16 protein-coding genes and 2 pseudogenes are annotated in these 19,264 nt (G+C 64.6%); 5 read left to right on the top strand and 13 right to left on the bottom strand.

All coding sequences use genetic code 11. The annotated features are described in order from the left end of the window. Positions 1-31 precede the first annotated feature (31 nt). The 10 genes from L5014_RS19475 to L5014_RS19430 form a co-directional block, all read right to left on the bottom strand. Positions 32-418, bottom strand: a complete 387-nt coding sequence (locus L5014_RS19475) for a type II toxin-antitoxin system VapC family toxin (RefSeq protein ID WP_238465381.1) — start codon at positions 416-418, stop codon at positions 32-34. Beyond that, entirely contained in the window at positions 415-663 is a 249-nt protein-coding gene (locus L5014_RS19470; protein ID WP_238465380.1) for a type II toxin-antitoxin system Phd/YefM family antitoxin, read from the bottom strand. The genes L5014_RS19475 and L5014_RS19470 overlap by 4 nt, the downstream gene beginning before the upstream one ends. Positions 664-820: 157 nt before the next feature. Continuing rightward, on the bottom strand, positions 821-1,306 hold the full coding sequence (locus L5014_RS19465; protein WP_238465379.1) for an acyl-CoA thioesterase: 486 nt from the start codon (positions 1,304-1,306) through the stop codon (positions 821-823). Between the two features lie 129 nt (positions 1,307-1,435). Then, positions 1,436-2,191 carry a phosphorylase gene (locus L5014_RS19460; protein WP_238465378.1) on the bottom strand — a complete coding sequence of 252 codons (756 nt, stop codon included), beginning with the start codon at positions 2,189-2,191 and terminating at the stop codon, positions 1,436-1,438. 2 nt (positions 2,192-2,193) lie between these two features. Continuing rightward, positions 2,194-4,245, bottom strand: coding sequence for a squalene--hopene cyclase (gene shc / locus L5014_RS19455; protein WP_420800100.1), 2,052 nt, complete (start codon positions 4,243-4,245; stop codon positions 2,194-2,196). An 11-nt stretch (positions 4,246-4,256) separates the two neighbouring features. Continuing rightward, on the bottom strand, positions 4,257-5,516 hold the full coding sequence (gene hpnE / locus L5014_RS19450; protein ID WP_238465377.1) for a hydroxysqualene dehydroxylase HpnE: 1,260 nt from the start codon (positions 5,514-5,516) through the stop codon (positions 4,257-4,259). 11 nt (positions 5,517-5,527) lie between these two features. Beyond that, complete coding sequence (hpnD, locus tag L5014_RS19445; protein ID WP_238465376.1) at positions 5,528-6,379, bottom strand: presqualene diphosphate synthase HpnD; 852 nt, start codon at positions 6,377-6,379, stop codon at positions 5,528-5,530. Between the two features lie 233 nt (positions 6,380-6,612). Further along, a complete protein-coding gene (locus L5014_RS19440) occupies positions 6,613-7,599 on the bottom strand; it encodes a GGDEF domain-containing protein (RefSeq protein ID WP_238465375.1) in 987 nt (328 codons plus the stop codon). Next, positions 7,596-8,219 (bottom strand): chemotaxis protein CheC, encoded by a 624-nt coding sequence (locus L5014_RS19435; RefSeq protein ID WP_238465374.1) that lies wholly within the window; start codon positions 8,217-8,219, stop codon positions 7,596-7,598. Before L5014_RS19435 ends, L5014_RS19440 begins: the two co-directional genes overlap by 4 nt. Then, a complete protein-coding gene (locus tag L5014_RS19430) occupies positions 8,212-8,580 on the bottom strand; it encodes a response regulator (protein WP_238465373.1) in 369 nt (122 codons plus the stop codon). The genes L5014_RS19435 and L5014_RS19430 overlap by 8 nt, the downstream gene beginning before the upstream one ends. A 550-nt stretch (positions 8,581-9,130) precedes the next feature. Here L5014_RS19430 and L5014_RS19425 point away from each other — a divergent pair. Then, positions 9,131-11,473 (top strand): hybrid sensor histidine kinase/response regulator, encoded by a 2,343-nt coding sequence (locus L5014_RS19425; RefSeq protein WP_238465372.1) that lies wholly within the window; start codon positions 9,131-9,133, stop codon positions 11,471-11,473. A gap of 157 nt (positions 11,474-11,630) precedes the next feature. Continuing rightward, the gene (locus L5014_RS19420; RefSeq protein WP_238465371.1) at positions 11,631-12,404 is read left to right on the top strand and encodes a hypothetical protein; all 774 of its coding nucleotides are present in this window, start codon (positions 11,631-11,633) and stop codon (positions 12,402-12,404) included. A gap of 194 nt (positions 12,405-12,598) precedes the next feature. On the opposite strand, the gene L5014_RS19415 is transcribed toward L5014_RS19420, so the two are convergent. Further along, positions 12,599-13,153, bottom strand: a complete 555-nt coding sequence (locus L5014_RS19415; protein WP_238465370.1) for an NADPH-dependent FMN reductase — start codon at positions 13,151-13,153, stop codon at positions 12,599-12,601. A 286-nt stretch (positions 13,154-13,439) separates the two neighbouring features. After that, positions 13,440-13,799, bottom strand: coding sequence for an arsenate reductase (glutaredoxin) (arsC, locus tag L5014_RS19410; RefSeq protein ID WP_238465369.1), 360 nt, complete (start codon positions 13,797-13,799; stop codon positions 13,440-13,442). Positions 13,800-14,637: 838 nt separating this feature from the next. On the opposite strand from arsC, the gene parA reads away from it, so the two are divergent. From parA to L5014_RS19400, 3 genes and pseudogenes are all read left to right on the top strand, one after another. Then, on the top strand, positions 14,638-15,300 hold the full coding sequence (gene parA, locus L5014_RS19405; RefSeq protein ID WP_238465368.1) for a ParA family partition ATPase: 663 nt from the start codon (positions 14,638-14,640) through the stop codon (positions 15,298-15,300). A gap of 24 nt (positions 15,301-15,324) precedes the next feature. Then, a pseudogene (locus L5014_RS39020) lies at positions 15,325-15,436 on the top strand (ParB/RepB/Spo0J family partition protein); the annotation flags it as partial. A gap of 80 nt (positions 15,437-15,516) precedes the next feature. Further along, a pseudogene (locus L5014_RS19400) lies at positions 15,517-16,386 on the top strand (ParB/RepB/Spo0J family partition protein); the annotation flags it as partial. A gap of 180 nt (positions 16,387-16,566) precedes the next feature. Here L5014_RS19400 and L5014_RS19395 read toward each other — a convergent pair. Continuing rightward, entirely contained in the window at positions 16,567-17,925 is a 1,359-nt protein-coding gene (locus L5014_RS19395) for a replication initiation protein (protein WP_238465366.1), read from the bottom strand. Between the last annotated feature and the right edge of the window lie 1,339 nt (positions 17,926-19,264).

Here is a 19,264-nt window from a genome sequence, read left to right as displayed (position 1 = left end):
GGACTGCCGGTTTTTTTGATCCGACTATGGACTAAACGAGAACGATGCTATCGCTGTATCGCGCGACTTGCCGATCGTGCGAGATCAGCCGAAGAGGCTCGGTCAATGCCTGGGCCACCAGAAGCCGGTCGAATGGATCTTGATGATGCAATGGCAAGGCTTCGACGGCCGCAGCATGTTCGGCTTCGATGGGCAGAATGCGATATCCCGCGTCGCGGAAGTATTGCAACGCGACTTTTGCGGATACCGGCATATCGCCACGTTGCAACGAAAACTTGATGCCGATTTCCCAGATGCTCGCGGCACTCACGAAGATTGTGCTGGTTTCCGCCAAAATGAGATCCCGCGCCTTTATGGGCAATTTGGGACTATCGGTGATGGCCCAGAGCGCGATGTGCGTGTCGAGCAGAACATTCATTCGCCGACCCCGTTGAACAGGGCTGCCACTTCGTCATTGCAGGTGTCGATGTCATCGGGAACCTCGAAGGCACCCTTGGCTATCCCAATGCGCCGCTCAACCGATACACCTGGAGCGAGAGGCACAAGGCGCGCAACGGGCCGTCCGCCACGAGCGATGATAATTTCCTTTTCCCGCCCCAGTTCGACGTCCTCAACGAGGCGCGACAAAGACGACTTGGCTTCCAGCATATTCACATAGTTCATGGCCGCATCTCCTGGATTCATCGCCGATTGAAATTAGTCTAGTCTGGCTAAACGACAGATTCAAGCCCTGGCCCTATCTGTTGTTGACGCAGAGACAAAAAAACCCGACAGGTCACCAACCTGCCGGGTTTTTTCTTTTTAACGCGACGCGCGCCGCTCAATGCACCGCTGCGTCTTCGTGCTCGACCTCGCGCTGCGCTTCATTCGCGGCCGCCAGCGCCGTGGCGTCCGCCGCGCTCTGCACGGTCTGGCGATAGCGCTCGTAAGCCTCGTCGGCGTAACGGATCTGCTCGCGCCCGTGCGGCGCGGGCTTGCCGTCGGCGCCCATGTTCACGAACACCATTTTTTCGATCGTCAGGATGCTCTTGCGCGTGACCTTGTTGCGCACTTCGCAGCGCAGCGTGATCGAGGTGCGGCCAAAGTGCGTCGCCTTCATGCCCAGCTCGATGATGTCGCCCTGACGCGCCGAGCTCACGAAGTTGACCTCCGAAATCAGCTTGGTCACGACGCGCTGGTTATCGAGCTGGCAAATCGCGTAGATGGCCGCCTCTTCGTCGATCCAGCGCAGCAGGCTGCCGCCGAACAGCGTGCCGTTGGGATTCAGATCCTCGGGCTTGACCCATTTGCGGGTATGAAAATTCATGGCTGGTAACTCCTGTACATGCTCTGTCCCCCAAGCCTCGAAAGCAGACCTAGGGTTAACACCAGTATGTTACCAGATATAGGGTTTTCCCTAGGTTTTGCAATAGCAGGCGTTGGCTTATTTGCCAAATCAACCAGGGAAAAAGGCGCCAGAGGCCGTCAGTACGCGCCGCGCGGCCGTGAGCGCCTTGCGCGCCGCGCCGGCGTCGGCCGCCACGCGCAGCAGGCCGCCTAGTTGCAGCGGGTCGCGCGCGAGCTCACGCAAAATCGGCAGGACGGCCGTGGAGCCGTCGTCGCGCAGGCCGGCCATCGCGGCCTTCGGCAGGCTGCGCCACGCCGGATCCACCACCGCGCGGCAAACCGCGAACGGCAGGCCGCGTGCGGCCGCCGCAGCGGCGGCCAGATGCGACTCCATGTCGACGGCCAGCGCGCCGCCGCTCGACCGGTGAAGCGCCGCCTTGTCCGCCGCGCCGGTGAGCGGTGCGGCCACGGCGGCCTCCGCGCCGCGCCGCGTCCGCATGGCCAGCGGCGAGTCCAGCAGCGCCGCCGCCATGCGCTCGCTCCATGCCGCGTCGCAAGCGACGCGACCGAACGGACCATCAACGGCATCGGCAATGATGAGCGTGCCTGGTTCGAGATCCGGCCCCAGACCGCCCGCCGTGCCAAAGCTAATGACGCCCGAGGCGCCGCGATCGAGCGCCGCCGCGAGTGCGCGTTCGAGCAGGTCGGCGCGCGCGGCGTAGACCGCCTCGATGCCGTCGCCGCCCTTGCCCGCCGCAATGCTTGCCTCGAAAGCCATGCCGGTCACGGCGATCACGGGCAGCGTACTTTTCGTGCGCCCCGCGCGCGCAGCGGCGGATGTCGCAGTGGTAGAGGCAACCGCCATCGTCACAGGCCGACCTTGACGTGCGTGACGCCGTCGCGCTTGAGGTTGCGGTAGCGCGCGAGCGCCCACAGCGGGAAGAACTTGCGGTAGCCGTGGTAGCGCAGATAGAACACGCGCGGGAAGCCCGTAGCCGTGAAGCGCGTTTCGTCCCAGAGACCGTGCTCGCGCTGCGTGGCCTGCAGCCAGGCGACGCCGCGCGCCACTGCGGGATGGTTCACCTCGCCCGCGGCCATCAGGCCGAGCAGCGCCCAGGCCGTCTGCGACGCCGTGCTCGCCGCGCGTTCGTAGCCGCGGTACTCGAGCTTGTAGCTGGTGCCGTCCTCGCCCCAGCCGCCGTCGTCGTTCTGGATCGCGACGAGCCATTGCACCGCGCGCTTCATGCGCGAATCCCTGTGTTCGAGGCCCGCCGCGTTTAGCGCGCATAGCGCCGTCCACGTGCCGTAGATGTAGTTCATGCCCCAGCGGCCGTACCAGCTGCCATCCGCTTCCTGATCGGCGAGGATGTAGTTGTAGGCGCGGCGCGCCGGCTCGCTCGCCGCCGGCAGTTCGCCGAGCTGCGCGAGCATCGAGAGGCAGCGGCCCGAGACGTCGGCCGTCGGCGGATCGAGCAATGCGCCGTGATCCGAGAACGGAATGCTGTTCAGGTATTCGTGTGTGTTCTCGGGCTCGAACGCGCCCCAGCCGCCGTTGCTGCTCTGCATGCCGACCACCCATTCGCGCGCGCGCGCGATGGGCTCGTCGTAGGCGTTGGTCTGGTCGATCTGCTCGACGCGGCGCATCGCCGCCACAACCACGGCCGTATCGTCGACGTCGGGGTAGTGCGGGTTCGCGTACTGGAAGGCCCAGCCGCCCGGACGCACATCGGCGCGGCGCGAGATCCAGTCGCCGCGCACGTCGAGAATCTGTAGCGGGCGCAGCCATTCGAGGCCGCGGCGCGCCGCTTCATGCGCGCGCGCATCGCCCGTTTCGATGAGCGCGTGCGCCGCGAGCGAGGTGTCCCACACCGGCGAGAGGCACGGCTGGACGTAGGCTTCCTCGGCGTGGATCGTCACGAGCTTTTCCAGCGACTGGCGCGCGATCGCGCGATGCGGATGATCGGCGGGGTAGCCGAGCACCTCGTACATCATCACGGCGTTGGCCATGGCCGGGAAAATCGCGCCGAGGCCGTCCTCGCCGTTCAGGCGTTCGTCGACAAAGGCCACCGCCGCGTCGATCGCGCGCTGGCGCAGATACGCGGGAAAGAGCGGATCGGCGATGCGCAGCACGCCGTCCACGGCGCGAAAGAAGCCGAACCAGCCCTGGCTCTGGTGCGGCGCGCGCTCGTTCAAGCCGACGGTAACGGGCGCACCGCGGAACAGCTCGTCGATGCGCACGCCGCGCGGGTTCTTCGCCACCGGCCGCTTCGCGCCGAGCACCAGCAGCGGCACGATCACCGTGCGCGCCCAGTACGACACCTTCGAGAGATGGAACGGGAACCACTTGGGCAGCAGCATGATCTCGACCGGCATCATCGGCGCCGCGTACCAGCTAACCACGCCGTAGAGCGCGAGCAGGATGCGCGTGAACACGTTGGCCTTTTCCGCGCCGCCCGCCGCGAGGATCGCCTCGCGTGCGCGCACCATGTGCCCGGCATCTTCGGCATCGCCGATCATCTTGAGCGCGAAATAAGCCTTGATGCTCGCGCTTACGTCCATCTCGCCTTCGGCGAAGAGCGGCCAGCCGCCGCCGGGCAGCTGGATGCGGCGCAGGTAGCGCGCGATCTTGCCTTCGAGCTCGAGGTTCGCCTCCTCGCCCAGGTAGTGCACGAGCAGCACGTATTCGGCGGGAATCGTGGCGTCGGCTTCGAGTTCGTAGACCCAGTGGCCGTCGGCGCGCTGGTCGGCGAGGATCGCGTCGGTCGCGCGCGTGACGGCGGCGTCGAGCGCGTCGCTCGCGTTGAGCATGGCTGCGGAGGCCACTGCGGGGGCCAGCGCGCTCGCGTTGTCGAGCGTCGGCGCGGCGCCAGGCGCATTCGCCAAGTCGTCGGCCGGCATGGCCTCTGAAAGATCGTTCATCGGTACATCCTTTAAGGCAGAAGCAGTTCCGCGGCCTTGCGGCCCGAGCGGATTGCCCCTTCGATCGTCGCGGGCAGACCGGTTGCGGTCCAGTCGCCAGCGAGCGTCAAGTTGGTCCAGCGGGTGCGCGCCGCCGGGCGGCGCAGTTCTTCTTGCGGCACGGCGGCGAAGGTCGCATACGCCTCGCGCGCGATTTGCCAGGCGGGCAGCGGCTGCGCGGGCAGCGAAGCCGCTGCCGCCACGTCCGCCCAGACGCGCCGCGCGAGGTCCTCGGGCGCGAGCGCATCGAGCGTGTCGAAGGCCGCAGCATGGTGGATCGTCGCCGACATGCGGCCCGCGCCCGCAAAGAGCCATTCGGCCGTGCCGTTCACCAGCGCCATCGGCGTGGCCATCCCGTGCGGCGGCTCCACGGCGAAATGCACCGTGACGACGGCCGTGTGGCGCTGCGGCGTCTGCAACGCGGGCACCAGCGCGGCGGCGACGGCGGCCGGCACCGCCAGCACGACGGCCTCGTCCTCGCCCAAGGGGACGCGGCCACTCTCGAAATCGAGCGCGACGACACGGCCCGCCGCGTCGTCGTATGCGATCTCCTTCAAGCGCGAATCGAGCCGGATCGCCGCGCCGCCATGCTGGAGCATGCGCAGCGCCGGATCGACGAATGCGCTCGAGAGGCCGTTGCGCGCCACCAGCGGCCGGAACGCCTCGCCGCCCGCGCTCAGCACGTCGCGCAGCAGCGTGGCCGCCAGCTCCGCACTGGCCTCGCGCGGCTCGACGTTGAGCGCCGCGAGAAAGAGCGGGCGCAGCAAGCGGTCCCAGAGCGGGCCGTCGCAGCGCATGGTCTGCGCCATCGTGCGGCCGGGCTTGGCGAACAGGAGCGGCAGCAGCGCGAGATATTCAGACACCTTGGTGCCCGGCACGCGCGCATTGGCGTCGCCGATCCAGAACGGCACGCGCGAGCGCGAAAAACGCACGGTCCAGCGCGAGCGCGCCGCGAGGTCCATGAACGCGAAGGCCGGGTCGCTGGGTCCCGCGAGCTCGTCGGCGGCGCCGATCGTGCGCACGTAGTCGAGCGTTTCTTCATGGCCCGCCAGCACGAGATGATTGCCGCTGTCGAGCGTGAGCGCGAGCGTGCGGTCGTAGTACGAACGGCATCGTCCACCGGCCTGGGGGGCTGCCTCGTGCAGCGCGACCTGGACCCCGCGCCGCTGGAGCCGGGTTGCCGCCGCGAGGCCCGCGAGCCCCGCGCCGATCACGTGGACGAGCCGAGGCATCAGGGTCTGCACTAAAACAGCGCGTAGCGCGCGACGATCCACATGAGGCGCGCGCGCGGCTTGACGACCTTGGTACGCGGCAGGTCGAAGCCGCGCTCGACATTGAGCTCGAGCAGCACGCGGTAGACGCCCGACATGATGCGCGGCGCCTTGACCAGCGCGCGCGGCGCGCGGTCCATGATGGCGTCGGCTTCGGCGAAGTGGGCGAGCGCACGCTGCACGAGCGTCGCACACACGCGCGGCAGCGAAGGATCGGCGGCGATCTCATGCGGATTCGACGCCGCGATGCCCTCGCGCGCGAGCAACTCGCGCGGCAGGTAGCAGCGGTTGATGTCCGCATCCTCGTCGATGTCGCGCAGGATGTTCGTGAGCTGCAAGGCGCGCCCGAGGTGGTGCGAGAGCAGGCGGCCGGGCTCGTCCTCCATGCCGAAAATCTTCACCGAGAGACGGCCCGCCGCGCTCGCGACGCGGTCGCAGTAGAGGTCGAGCGTGGCTTCGTCGGGCGCGCAGATGTCCTCAGCGGCGTCCATGGCCATGCCGTCGATCATCGCGTGAAAATCCTCGCGCGCGAGCCCGAAGGTGTGGATATGGCGCGTGAGCGCCGCGAGCGAGGCGCGCGGCGTGCCGGCATAGCAGGCGTCGATGTCGGCGCGCCATTGGTCGAGCCCCGCCGCACGCTCGGCGCGCGGCAGGTCGCTGTCGGCGATGTCGTCGACAGCGCGGCAAAACGCGTAGACCTGATACATGGCGTCGCGCTGCGCAGGCGGCAGGATTCGCATCGCCAGATAAAACGAGCTGCCCGACGAAGCGGCGGCGGCGTCGGTTTGATGTGTATCGTCCACGACGAGGTTGGAAACGGCCAAGACGATCTCCGCTGGGGGCGCCCTCGACGGGGCTTTTCAGATATTCGGGCCCGCATGCCGCGGGTCGCCCGCGCGCGCGGACACGCGCGAGGCACCGGCCTCGGGAGCACCGGAGCGTCGCAACGACGTTCAGGGTTCGCGGCCGGAAACGGCCAAAAGTATAGCAATCTTTACCCGCCGCCGCAGGCGCGGCAGGTCGGCGGCGGCCGATTACCCGTTCAGCCGGTCAAATATCAGGAAAACTCGCAACCCAGCGCGATGGCGCGGTTGCGCCCTTGGCGTTTGGCGCTGTAGAGCGCCGCGTCGGCTTCGTTGATCATGACCTCATAACCGGCCGCGCCGGGCCGCGCGGCGGCGGCACCCACGCTCGCCGTGACGGGCACGACCACGCCTTGCACCTCCACGGGCGCGTCGCTAATCGTGTGACGAATTTTTTCGGCCACGTGCAGCGCGTCGTCGAGCGGCGTGCACGGCAGCAGCAGCGCGAACTCCTCGCCGCCGAAGCGCCCGAACACGTCCTGCTTGCGCACCACCTGCGCCACCCGCTGCGACATGGCGCGCAGCACGGTGTCGCCGGCGGCGTGGCCGAATTCGTCGTTGATCTTCTTGAAGTGATCCAGATCGAAGAGCAGCACCGAGATATCGCCGCCGTAGCGCTGCCAGCGCGCGAATTCGTCGGCGAGCCGCCCCTCGAAATAGCGCCGGTTCGCGATGCCCGTGAGGCCGTCACGGTCGGCATATTCGCGCAGCTTCGCGACGGCGTCCTCGCGCTCGCGCTGCATGACGCTCACGTGCGTGACATCGGAGATGGTCACGCACACGGCGATCACCTCGCGCTCGCGCATGAGCGGCATGAAGGTGCAGTCCTGCTGCATATAGTCCACGCCGCCCGTGATGGGGCGATCGTGGTCGAAGCGGAACAGGTAGGGCCGCTGCTCCCACGAACTGAATGCGAAGCTGCCGAGCTGGAACACGCTCTCGACCTTGCGCGTGAGCCACGCGCGCGGCAGATCGGGAAAGCGCTCGAAGACGGAGCGGCCGATCACATCGGCGGCCACCACGCCACTGTGGTCCTGCATGAAGCGGTTCCACATCAGCACGTTCATTTCGCGGTCGAGCACGAAGAGGCCGAAGCCCACGCGCTCCACGACGAGGTCCGAGAGCGACGGCGGCAGGGATGGCGTCGATGACGGCGAAATCGACAGGTCGCGAATAGTCATAGGCTGTGCAGCAGCGCGTCGATGGCCCGGCTCACGTAATGGATCGATTCCTCGGCCATCAGCATGACGAGATGCGCGCGAAAGCGCTGATCTTCCAGCGCGAAGTTGACTTCCACGAGGAGCGCCAGATCCCAGGCGAGCATGCCGGGCTGGAACACCTCGTCGAGCATGATGGCTTCGCCCAGCAGCCCTGGCTGCGAGAACACGGGCAGGCGCCCGAGCTGGTCGAGCATCGACGAGACACACGCGCCGGACAGCGCGTTCGCTACGTCGAAGATCAGTTCCTGCCCGGTGAGCGCATCGCGCGTGGATTCCGCGTAGGGGCCGCCGATCAGCGCGCCCAACTCGTCGATCTCGCCGCTGCGGCAGATCACGAGCGCCTCGCCCTTGATTTCGGAGCGAAAGCCCTGGCGCACCGCCGTGACCGGACCGTCGATGCCGGTCATCTCGCGCAGTGCGTGGGCGGCCTCGCTCACGGCGACCACGCGCACGCGCGGCACCGAGAGCTCGATAAAGGCGTTGAGGAGCCCCGACAGGCGCGTGGCGGCCTGGCCCATGCCGAGATTGGCAATCTCCTGGAGCGCGTCGCGCTGCATTTCCGTGAACACTCGATCAGGCATACAACCCGTACTCCTTGAGGATGGGCAGCAGCGTCTCCTGCGTGACCGGCTTCGGCACGAATGCCATCGCGCCGAGCGCGAGCGCGCGCTCCTGGGCGCGCGGCTGGACATCCGCGGAAACGACGATCACGAACGTGTTCAGGTCCTCGTGCCGCAAGGCTTCGAGCACCTGGAAGCCCGTCATGTCGGGCATCGTGAGGTCGAGAAACATGACCGGTGCACGCCCGGCGCGATACAGCGCGAGCGCTTCTTGTCCGTTCGACGCGTAGGAGATCTCGACGTCCCAGTCCTCGGGCAGTGCCTTCGTGAGCACCTTGCGGGCGAGCAGCGAGTCGTCGGCGATCACGATGGGCAGAGACATGGATATGCGGAATGAATGTGCGTTGGACGGAGTGCGTTAAGTCGTATTAACGGCTGCGCGCGCGAGTTCTTTAGCGAATGCTGCTTTTTATGCGTGTCACATGAAATCGGCGGCGCGGCTGGACGCACACCCGGACACACGCCCGGCTGACGCGAAGCGACCCTATTTCGAAATGCTTTCTGCGCCTCACAGATGGAAAACGCCCCGAAAAACACGGCATATTGCGCGGCATGCAATGCCCGTGCTTGTGCATGTTATTTATCGTGGCAGCGATTCTCGAAGCAAATTGAACCAAATGCAACTCATCGATAATCATTCAACGAACGAAAACAACTTGCTTTTGGCACTTTCGAGAAATAAATAATCCACCCCCTAATTAAAGGCCGGCGATTATCCTTTTGTTTACGTTTGCGCTATGCGGAATGTCGCGCAATCAACGAAGCATGAGGGGAAATCATTCTGCTCGGGGATATTTGCGGCGACCGTAGCGCAAGCCCGGTCGTTTATGATGTCAAAAGCTCCGCCGCCGTCTTCAAGCCTTATCCCTACGATGAATCCCGACCGGCCCACAGGGCCCGACGACCGCTCGACGCCGCCGCCGCGCGCCGAGGAGGCGCCGTTTCCCGCGGCGCCCAGCCACGACTTCACGGTGCGCCGCCGCACGTTGATCGCGCTGCTGCTCGCCGCGATCGTGCTGCCTTGCGTCTACGTCGCCACCATGGCGTGGAACGACCTGCGCACGCGCGAGGCCGACGCCACCGACGCCACACTGCGTACCGTGCGCGTGGCCGAAGAGCACGCGCTCAAGGTGTTCGACATGAACGATGCGCTCGACGCGCGCATCGTGGACGGCGTGGAGGACCTCGACGACGACGGCATCCGCGCGAACGAGGTGCAAATCCACGAGAAACTCGACGCGATCGGCGGCGGCTACCCGCAGGTGTCGGCCGTCTCGGTCTTCGGCCGTGACGGCGCGCTGCTCGCGAGCAGCCGCTATTCGCCGCCTCCGCCCATCTCGATCGCCACGCGCGACGATTTCGTGGGCATCCGCGACGGCCGCATGCTCGACCACGTCTCGCGCGTCATGGAAGGCCAGGTGAGCGGCGAAACGGTGTTCAACACGGGCATCGCGCGCCACGACGCGATGGGCCAGTTCGCCGGACTGGTTTCGGTCGCGCTGCGGCCCAGCTACTTCGACAAGTTCTACAGCGAGCTGCTCGGCGACGACTCGCCGATGGCACTCGGCCTCGTGCGCAGTGACGGCGCCATTCTCGCGTTCGAACCGCCGCGTGGCGCACGCGCGCCTCGCGCGAGCGCCTCGCTCAACGCAACCAGCGCCGCAACGCCCCACGCCGTTGGCGCATCCGCGCCGGCCGTCATCACGGCGGGCTCGCCATTCGCCGTCGCGCTCGCGCGCGGCAAGGAGGCGGGCGTCGTGCGCATGCATTCGCAACTGCTCGGCGACAACGCGATCGTCGCGTTCCGGCGCGTGGGTTCGTATCCGGTCTACGTCACCTGTCTCTACCGCTCCTCGGCGATCTGGTCCGCGTGGTACCGGCACCTGAGCGTGCTGATCATCTCGATGTTCACGCCGTCGATCGCGCTGTGGTGCGTGATCTGGCTGTCGCTGCGACGCCTCGCCGCCGAGGAAGAGGCCTGGGAGCGCTGGCAGGCCGAGGCGGCCATGCGCCGCTCGATCGAATCGGCCTACCGGCAGTCGCGCAAGATGGAAGCGCTCGGCAATCTCGTGGGCAGCGTCGCGCACGACTTCAACAATCTGCTGATGATCGTCTCGGCCAACGTGCAGATCGCGCGCCGGCGCGGCGTGACAGGCTTCGAGCGCGAACTCTCCGCAGTCGAGCGCGCGCTCAAGAGCGGGCAGTCGCTCACGCGCCAGTTGCTCGGCGTTGCGCGCAAGCAGCCGCTGCGCAACGAGACGATTCCCGTCGGCCGCTGGCTGCCCGCGTTGCGCGAACTGCTGCGCGCCTCGCTCGGCGCGAAGGTCGCGCTCGTCATGGACGTGGACGAAGCCGTGTGGGCCGTGCAGGTGGACGTCGCCGAATTCGAGCTTGCGCTCATCAATCTCGCCGTCAACGGGCGCGACGCCATGCCCAACGGCGGACGCTTCACCGTGCGGGCGCGCAATATCTCGTTCCGGCCGGGCGAAGGCTTCCCGCTCGACGGCGAATTCGTGCACGTCTCGCTCGAGGACACGGGCGTCGGCATGTCGCCCGACGTGCTCGCACGCGCCTTCGAGCCGCTCTACACGACCAAGCCGAAGGGCATGGGCACCGGACTCGGACTGCCGCAGGTATTCGCGTTCTGCGAGCGCTCGGGCGGGCTCGCCGCGATCGACAGTGCGATTGGCGCGGGCACCTCGGTGCATCTCTATCTGCCGCGCGCGAGCGCAGCGCCGGCCGCGCAGCGCGAAGCCGAGCCGCGCGAGCACAGCGTGAATCCGCCGCAAGGGCTGCGCGTGCTGCTCGTCGAGGACAACGACGAAGTCGCGGCGGGCACCGAGGCGCTGCTGCAGATGATGGGGCATCACGTCACCTGCGCAAACGACGCGGCGAGCGCGCTGGAATTCGTGGATGCAGCCCGCGCCGCGCGCACGAGCGACGACGATGCGCCGCACTTCGACCTCGTGCTCTCGGACATCCACATGCCGGGCACGATGAACGGCATCGACCTCGCGGAAGCACTGCAAACGCGCGAGCCCGGGTTGCCGGTGATCCTCGTCACGGGCTACGCGGAGGAGCTCGAGCGCACGCGCGGCGTGGACGTGCGCGTGCTCTCGAAGCCGTTCGACATCGCACTGCTGGAGAAAATGCTGGAAGCCATCCAGCACGACCGCCAGACGCGCTCGCGGCGGGAACGGGACGCGACACTGTAGGTCGAAAAAACACACCGTCGGACACGCAACCGGGCACCCAGCCTGGTTCGCAGCCGGTGCGCGACGCACACGGAGAGCGTCATGGACAATCCCCTGGCATGCAGATTGCGATATCGATCATGCGGCACGTGGGAAGGGCTATGAGGAGGAACAAGCCATGAAACAGACCGTGACCGGTCTCTTCGAGACCTACGACAAAGCACAGCACGCGCAGGAAGCATTGCTGCAACGCGGGTTCCCTGCCAGCGACATCGAACTGCCGGTACACGAGGCCGGTGTGCTGGCCGGCATCGAGCGGCTCGTGTCGGGCTTCTTCTCTTCGACGGGGGACGTGCGCACGAACGCAGGCGCACCGCCCGAGCCCGTCGCGCCCGCGGGCAATGTGCTGATCGGCGTGCGGGTGAGCGACGAAGCGCACGCAGACCTCGCCTGCAACACGCTGCGCGGCGAGGATGCACTCGAAGTCGCCGTGCGCGGCGGCAACTGGACATGGTCGGCGACGGACACCGACCCGGTCGCGCGCGAGCGCTCGGCGCTCGACGAACTCGGCCTCGCGAACCTGGCCGAAGCCATGCGGCGGCGCACAGCGCAGCCGGTAGAGGACAAAGCGAAGGACGTTCAATCTGGCGCAGCCAGCGAAACGACGCGCTCGTCGACGGAAACCACGGCGCAGCCCTCGCGGCCAGTGAACGAGGCCGAAGCCACCGTGCTCGCATCGGCAAGCGCCCCGGGCGCGGGCGCCGTGATGGGCACGCCGGCCGCCGCCGCGCATGTCGATGTACCTGCGGCCCCGCAAGCAACACGTCCGGCGGGCGCTGCCGCGCCGCGCATTCCCGACGAATTCATCGAGTACGAAGAGGACTCGCACGACCACCGCGCGTCCGATGCGCCGGACCAGCCCGTGACCGGGCCCCGTCCGACACGGCATTGATGGGTACTACGAGGGACGGCGGGTGCACTTCACACCCGTGCGCCGCGCGGGCCGCAGCGCACGCTGGATGAGTGCTGCGGCACGCCCCGCACATTGCACAATTCTCATTGCTTCTCGGCAGGCCGGCGATCGTCCGATGGCCCATAACGACTGTTAGCGGCCCTTAGCGGCCCATTAGCTGCCCTTAGCGCCCCTTAGCGGCCCAATTGATGCTTGACCCACCCGGTGTAGCGCTCGACGAATGCCTGCAGGAATTTGCGGGTATCGTCGTTCACGATTTCGCCTTTTTCGTTGATCCGCGTGGCGTCGTGCTTGATGAACATCTCGGGCTGGCCCAGCGTCGGCACGTCGAGATACGCGAGTACGTTGCGCAGATGCGCCTGTGCAAGCGCCGTGCCGACCGCACCCGGCGATGTGCCGAGCACCGCACCCGGCTTACCGCCCCACGAGTTCTTGCCCCACGGGCGCGAGCCCCAGTCGATGGCGTTCTTCAGCACCCCGGGTATCGACCGGTTGTACTCGGGCGTCACGAAGAGCAGCGCATCGGCCGCCTCGATCTTCTGCTTGAACTGGCGCGCAACCTCGGGAAAATCGGCATCGTAGTCCTGGCTGTAGAGCGGCAACACGCCGATGTCGAGGAACTCGAACGAAAAATCGGCGGGTGCCAGCGACGTCACGGCATGCGCGAGCTGCCGGTTCCACGAATCCTTGCGCAGACTGCCGACCACGACCGCAATTTGATAGGCCATTTCTGTGTCCTCCTCGGTTTCTTCGGTAGCGCGCACGAAGCGCAGTGGAAAGAAACCCACATCATAGGCGCGAGAGAAATCGGCGGTGTGTCAGAAGAACAGTTGAGCCCGAAGCGCTCGACGAATATGAAGAATGTGGATAAATGGCCTGACCGGGGATTTATCCACAGATTTTGTTCACAACCTTGTGGACAATTCCGCGCGAAGCCCGATGGGGCCGGGCGAGTCTCGGGATTGCAGATCGCCTCGAGGAAAGCAGTTACGCAACCTGGGCGACCAGCGCAGCTCAGCCGAATAACGCGGCGACGTTTTCCGGCGGACGACCGATCACCGCACGGCCGTTACGCACGACGATTGGACGTTGCAGCAGAATCGGGTGGCTCGCAATTGCTTCGTATAACTGATCATTCGTAACGCCGTCGGCATCCAGTCCGAGCGCTGCGTACTCGGCTTCGTTTGTGCGAACCATGTCGAGCAGCGGACCGCCCAGCAGAGCGTGCAATGCCTTCAATTGGCCGACCGTGAGCGGGGTCTTCAGGTACTCGACAACCTCGACCGGTTCATTGGCCGTGTTGTATGTGCTCAAGACCAATTCGCAAGTGGAGCGCGACTTCGAGCAGCGAGAGTTGTGGTAGATCGTGATCATGGATTCAAGGCAAGAGAGGTTAGGGTTGAACGGATTGGCATCGGGATACCGTGGCGCACGTCTGTCACTTGGGGAAGACGAGCGTTTGGTGACTTCGAAGCGAAGGCGGCCCACGTAGACGATAAAGCGACCGGACTGGACAAGCTTTGCGCGAGCCGTTCACAAGCATCAATTTTAGCGGCCTGGTTGAAGAGGGTAGAAGTGGCTTGAGGCTTGAGGCTCGACAGAAGGAGCGTTGGGATCTTTCGTCTTTAGGAGGCCGTTGAGACGCCATGGTGCGGGCGGAGACGCCCCACAGGGAAGGCAATGCGTTGAATCCGACAATGGGATACAGAGGGTGGGCAGGCGGACACGCGTGCGGCCAGCTTTATGCGCATAAAGCTGCCGGGCATGGATACGGGGAGTGCGTCGGTTGTGTGCTGAAGCGCAATGACGAGGTGTCGCTCTTCGGGATCGAAGCAGCATCGATCCCGTTTCGCCGGTGCTTTATGCGCATAAAGCCACCGCTGCCCTATAGAGGCGCGAAGCCACTCGAAGACGTGCTCGCCCGATGTGCCATTCGGCGCCAGTGATTCCTCCATCGCCGCGACCTTTATGCGCATAAACCCATCCGCCGGCCTCGCATCACACGAACGACCTCCGACGCACATTCATTCGCCAAGGCCATCCAGTGAACCACGCTAGTCTAATTGTCCCGCATCCACTCGGCCTTTATGCGCATAAACCTTGGCCAAACGGCCAAAGCGTCATCCAATGCGATGAAAATCACACCGATGCCGTTGAATCGCAACTTAATCCAGGTAAAATCCAAAACAATTAGCAAAAAGGAGAAACCCAATTGGCAGCAGAGATAATCGCAGTCACGCAGCAAAAGGGCGGGGTCGGCAAGAGCACGATCGCGATGCATCTCGGCGCAGCATTCCACGAAAAGGGAAAGCGTGTACTCGTGGTCGATGCCGACGGCCAGAACACGCTGGTTCATTGGGCGAGTGCTTCAGCGGATGGGGAAACGGGCATTCCGTTTCCGGTAGTGAATCTCTCTGAGGCAGGTGGCCAGATCCATCGCGAGATCAAGAAGTTCATTGGCGACTACGACATCATCATCGTCGACTGCCCACCGTCGATTACCGAAAAAGTCTCTGGCGTTGTCCTGCTGGCTGCCACCATCGCCGTCATCCCTACCTCGTCTTCGCCGGCCGACTACTGGTCAAGCGTTGGGCTCGTGAAGCTGATCCAGCAGGCGCAGGTCATGAACGAAGACCTGAAGGCCGTCTTCCTGCTGAACAAGACGGAAGAGAAGCGCATGCTCACGCGTGAGCTGAAGCGTGCACTGGAAGAACTCGGCTTTCCTTTGCTCAAAACCCAAATACCTACTCGTGAAGCGTACAAGCAGGCCATGGCGCTCGGCCAGACGGTCCTGCAGATGAGCGATCGCGGTGCGCGGCTCGCCGCAGTCGAAGTCCGCGCCTGCGCTGACGAAATCGCTGCGATGCTCCCCTGACTTTATGCGCATAAAGGACCCTGAATGAAGCCCTCACAATTTGCCAAAGGTTTTCAGGCACGGCCTGACACGACGAGCAGCGAGAAGCGCACCGCCCTCGACCGGCTCAATGCCATCGACGGTCTCGTCCAGGAGAAGCCGAAGTCGCGTGAGCCGGTCGGTCGCGCAAGTCAGCCGGAACCGATCGCGAACATGGAGGAAGCCGTTCCGGCTTCGGCGGAACACGAGTCCACGGAATACCGCGCGTGGCGTATCGAGCAGGGATATCGTCCCGGCCAGATCATCGAACTGCCGCTGAAGGCGATCAAGCCGAGTCCGTTCAATCCGCGCCACTTCTATCTGAAGGCGTCGATTGCCGAACTCGCGGTCAATCTCGCCAAGCAAGGACAGCAGCAGGCCATCCACGTGATTCCCGATTACGCGGCTCCTGGCAGCTACTACGTCAGCGACGGCGGGCGGCGCGTGCGTGCGCTCAAGGAAGCCAACAAGGAAGTCGTCAAGGCAATCGTCGTGGATCTGCCCATCGGGCTCGAGAGCTACAAGCTCGGCTACGATCTCAACGTCCAGCGTGATTCGCAGACGGTCTTCGACAACGCCATCGTCTGGAAGCGCTTTATCGACGAAGAGCATTTCCAGAGCCAACGAGAACTCGCCGATCATCTTGGCCTCGACGAATCGACGGTGGCCGTCGCGCTTTCTATCGCCAAGCTGCCCGAACCCGTCATGCACGAAATGGTCGCGCGCCCGGATCGCTTCGGCTCGAACATGGCTTATCAGGTCGGTCGCTATCACGGGGCACGCGGCACCGACGCCACGCTGCGTCTCATCAGCCGGATCCTCGCAGACGATCTCAGCACGCGCCAGGTCGCGGATATCGTCAAAGGCCGGGCAACGCCGCACGAAAGCCCCAAGCCCGCCGGCCGGCAGCGCTATGCCCAGCGTCTGGAGATCAAGCTCGACGGCGTGGCGGTCGGCGACCTGAAGTCGTACGGCGACGATCGACTCGAACTGCGTTTGAAGGGTCTCACGAAGGATCGGCGCGATGCGCTCCTTCATCAAATCGAAGAAATGCTGAAGGCGAAGTAATCGCAGAAAGCAAACAAAAAGCGGTCTTCACGCCTCAAACGTGAAGACCGCTTTTTATTAGGCCGCTTTTTTGGGCCGCTTTTTATTGGAATTTCGCCGGAAACCCGGCGTAAATCAATAACACCGTGTACTGCCCTGTCCTGGCCGCCCGCCGACTCCAGCAACCGGTAAAGACCCCGTTCAGGCGGCGCGCGACTGGCTCAGCGTAAAGGCGAGCAGATCGCCGTCGGTAGGATCGCCCCATGTCTTGCGTGCGAGCCAGTCGAAAAACGCCGTATCGGCCAGTTTCGAGTCGAGGCCGCGGCGGCGCCAGTCATCGCGCAGATGCGTACCGAGCCCCGGCAACTCATCATTCTCGAACGACGTGCGTGCGACCTCACGCTCCAGCTCGCCCTGCTCGTCGTAGAGTGCGCGCGCCTCCTTGCGCCGGTAGGCGGCATACTCGTCCATCAGGCGGGCCTTCGGGTCGTCCGCCGCCACGCTCCCGGCCACTGCGCGTGCCGTAGCCGGCGTACCTGCCGCAGCGTCCTCGACCGGCGGTGCGTAACCCTTCTTCAAGGCGTCCTTGAACAGCGCTGCCGCGCTGCGAACGGGCGGCAGACTCGTGCTGCGCATGCGCTGCTCGGTTAGCTGGAGCGCCGCGCGAATGCGGTTTTCCTCGCTGTCGGCGTAAAGCGACTGGGCTTCCTTCAACGGAATGCCGATTTTGACCATGCGGTCGACCAGCGTGCTGTCGAAGACGTTCGGGTGCTCGTCGAGCGCGAGCATGGGCTGCTTGCGCTCCGTCACACGGAACTGGATCTCGGCAACCCGCCGCCCTTCGCGATGCTCGATCAACTCGACAAAGATGTTCGTGACGGCGTTGACTTCCGCGATAGCCGGACGCAAGTAGTCGCGCTTGAAATATTTGTACTCGCGCTTGGCTTCGTCGCCGGCCTCGGTGTCGGGCGTGCCCGACAGGATCGGCCGCCACCACTCCCACGTCTCGCGCATCGTCAGATGGCTCGGATTGGTGAGATAACGCACGCAGATTTCGTAGAGCGCGAGCCCCGCACTGCTGCGCAACTGGCTCTGGAATTGCAGGCTCAACCGGGCATACTGAACCGGATCCAGCAGCTTCTTCTTGATCTTGGGCGCGAACGAGAATTCCACCCAGACGCGGCGCGTAGCCGGGTCTTCGAGAATTTCAGCGTCGGCGATCAGCGTGGAGATGCCCCACTTGCGGCCCGGCTTCTGGCTCGAGGTACCCTGGCTCCATTCGACCTGCACCGACACCATGCGCCGCAGATGCTCCTTCACGAGCGCGGTGTCGTTCGAGTCAAACGCGGAATTCGCAACGATGTCGGACAGGAGCGCGCGATAGGTATCGCCAGACTCGTCCGCCTGCTGCGCGACGGCGAGCAGGACGTTGAAGAGCTTGCGGGTCAGCAGGGTGATCTTGCCGCTTTTCGGCTGAATCGCGATCGCCTCGACGGCCTTGCGCAATTCGGCCGAACTGGGGCTCACCACATCGGTTTTTTTCACGCGCTTTGTGGCCATGCGTCGGGTCGAGGTGAGATTTCGCGAAAGGATACAGCCTGTGGTGAAACACGTCTATAGGCTCCCCCTCACCATTGCCGGTGAAGCGGGTTCGCAGCGCGCGCCTCACCACCAAGAGCCCCCGAAAACGCTCACCTTGCCGGCACGCACCTGTGTGCCGGGCTCTCGGCTGGCTCTGGGTTCTGGCTCACCGCGCTCATCCGACGTCGATTCGAGGGTGTCGATCCGCTCCCGAACAGGCTCACCTCAAAAATTTCCTGGCGCAAACGCAACGTCGGGCCGATGCCTCGCTGCCCGAACGACCGGGCCCCAAACCGGCTCAAACCGGGCTCAAACAGCAGGCCTGCTGCGCTGCAACGAAAGCTTCCGGCGCTGCCGATGCCTTCGGCCAGCCAAGGTCATCCAAAGTTTCGCATCAGGAGTGCCCCCGGCTTGCCAGCCAATCACCCGATTTACCTCAGCCTCCCGAAAAATCTCACCTTTGACACCGCATGGAGCCTGATCCGGCAATACTTCTAGTCCACACGGCAAACAGATGCCCGCCACCAACGTCCCGAAAATGCTCACCTTTGAGGCCGGTAAGGATTCAACCCGCCGCGGTCATCGCTCCCGGAAACCCTCACCTTTCCGCCCGTCCGCTGGAAAAAACCAATAGATTCCTAGGGTTATCCACAGTGCCTGTGCTCGTCCACCGAAGCCTGCCATTCCCGAAAAACCTCACCTCAAGATTTCATACGGGCAGGGCGAGCGCATACGACATGCGCACCAGACGCTCCTGAAAAATCTCACCTTCCTGAATCCGCCTAGTCATTACGGAGAATTCCTCGTCTTTACATATCAACGTTCCGCCGTCAGTGAACGCCAACTTGCTCCCGAAAAAGCTCACTTGGGCGGTTTTTTCGACTCAAATCAGCTCCTGAAAAGACTCACCTTACGCCCGTGTGGGGTCAAGAGCACGACCGGTTTCGCGGCATTGCGACAAACTCCCGTAAAGACTCACCTTGACGCGCAGATGGCTTTGAAAATCTCCTTACGTGCAGCCGCCCCACACACGGACAAGGACTCTTGCGCTCCTGTAAAGGCTCACCTCAAGGCCCAAGAAGCCTCGAATCCGGTCAAAATACCGCTTCGGCTCCCGAAAAACTTCACCTTGGCCTGGCGATTTTTCCCGATCTCTCTCACCGCAGCTTCCAGGCGGCCCAAATTGGCGCAAAAAAATGGGCTAATTGGGCGCCCCGAATCCACTCACCGTTGCATTTCATGTAACAACACTCTCCAGCCCGGTGTGCCCGGCGCGGATTCACCAATAGCTCCCGTATCGACTCACCCTTGCTGTTGA

The sequence above is a fragment of the Paraburkholderia tagetis genome (assembly GCF_022213065.1).
Taxonomy (GTDB): domain Bacteria; phylum Pseudomonadota; class Gammaproteobacteria; order Burkholderiales; family Burkholderiaceae; genus Paraburkholderia; species Paraburkholderia tagetis.
Note: the sequence above shows the minus strand (reverse complement) of the source record. Positions and strands in the feature narration are given on the sequence as shown.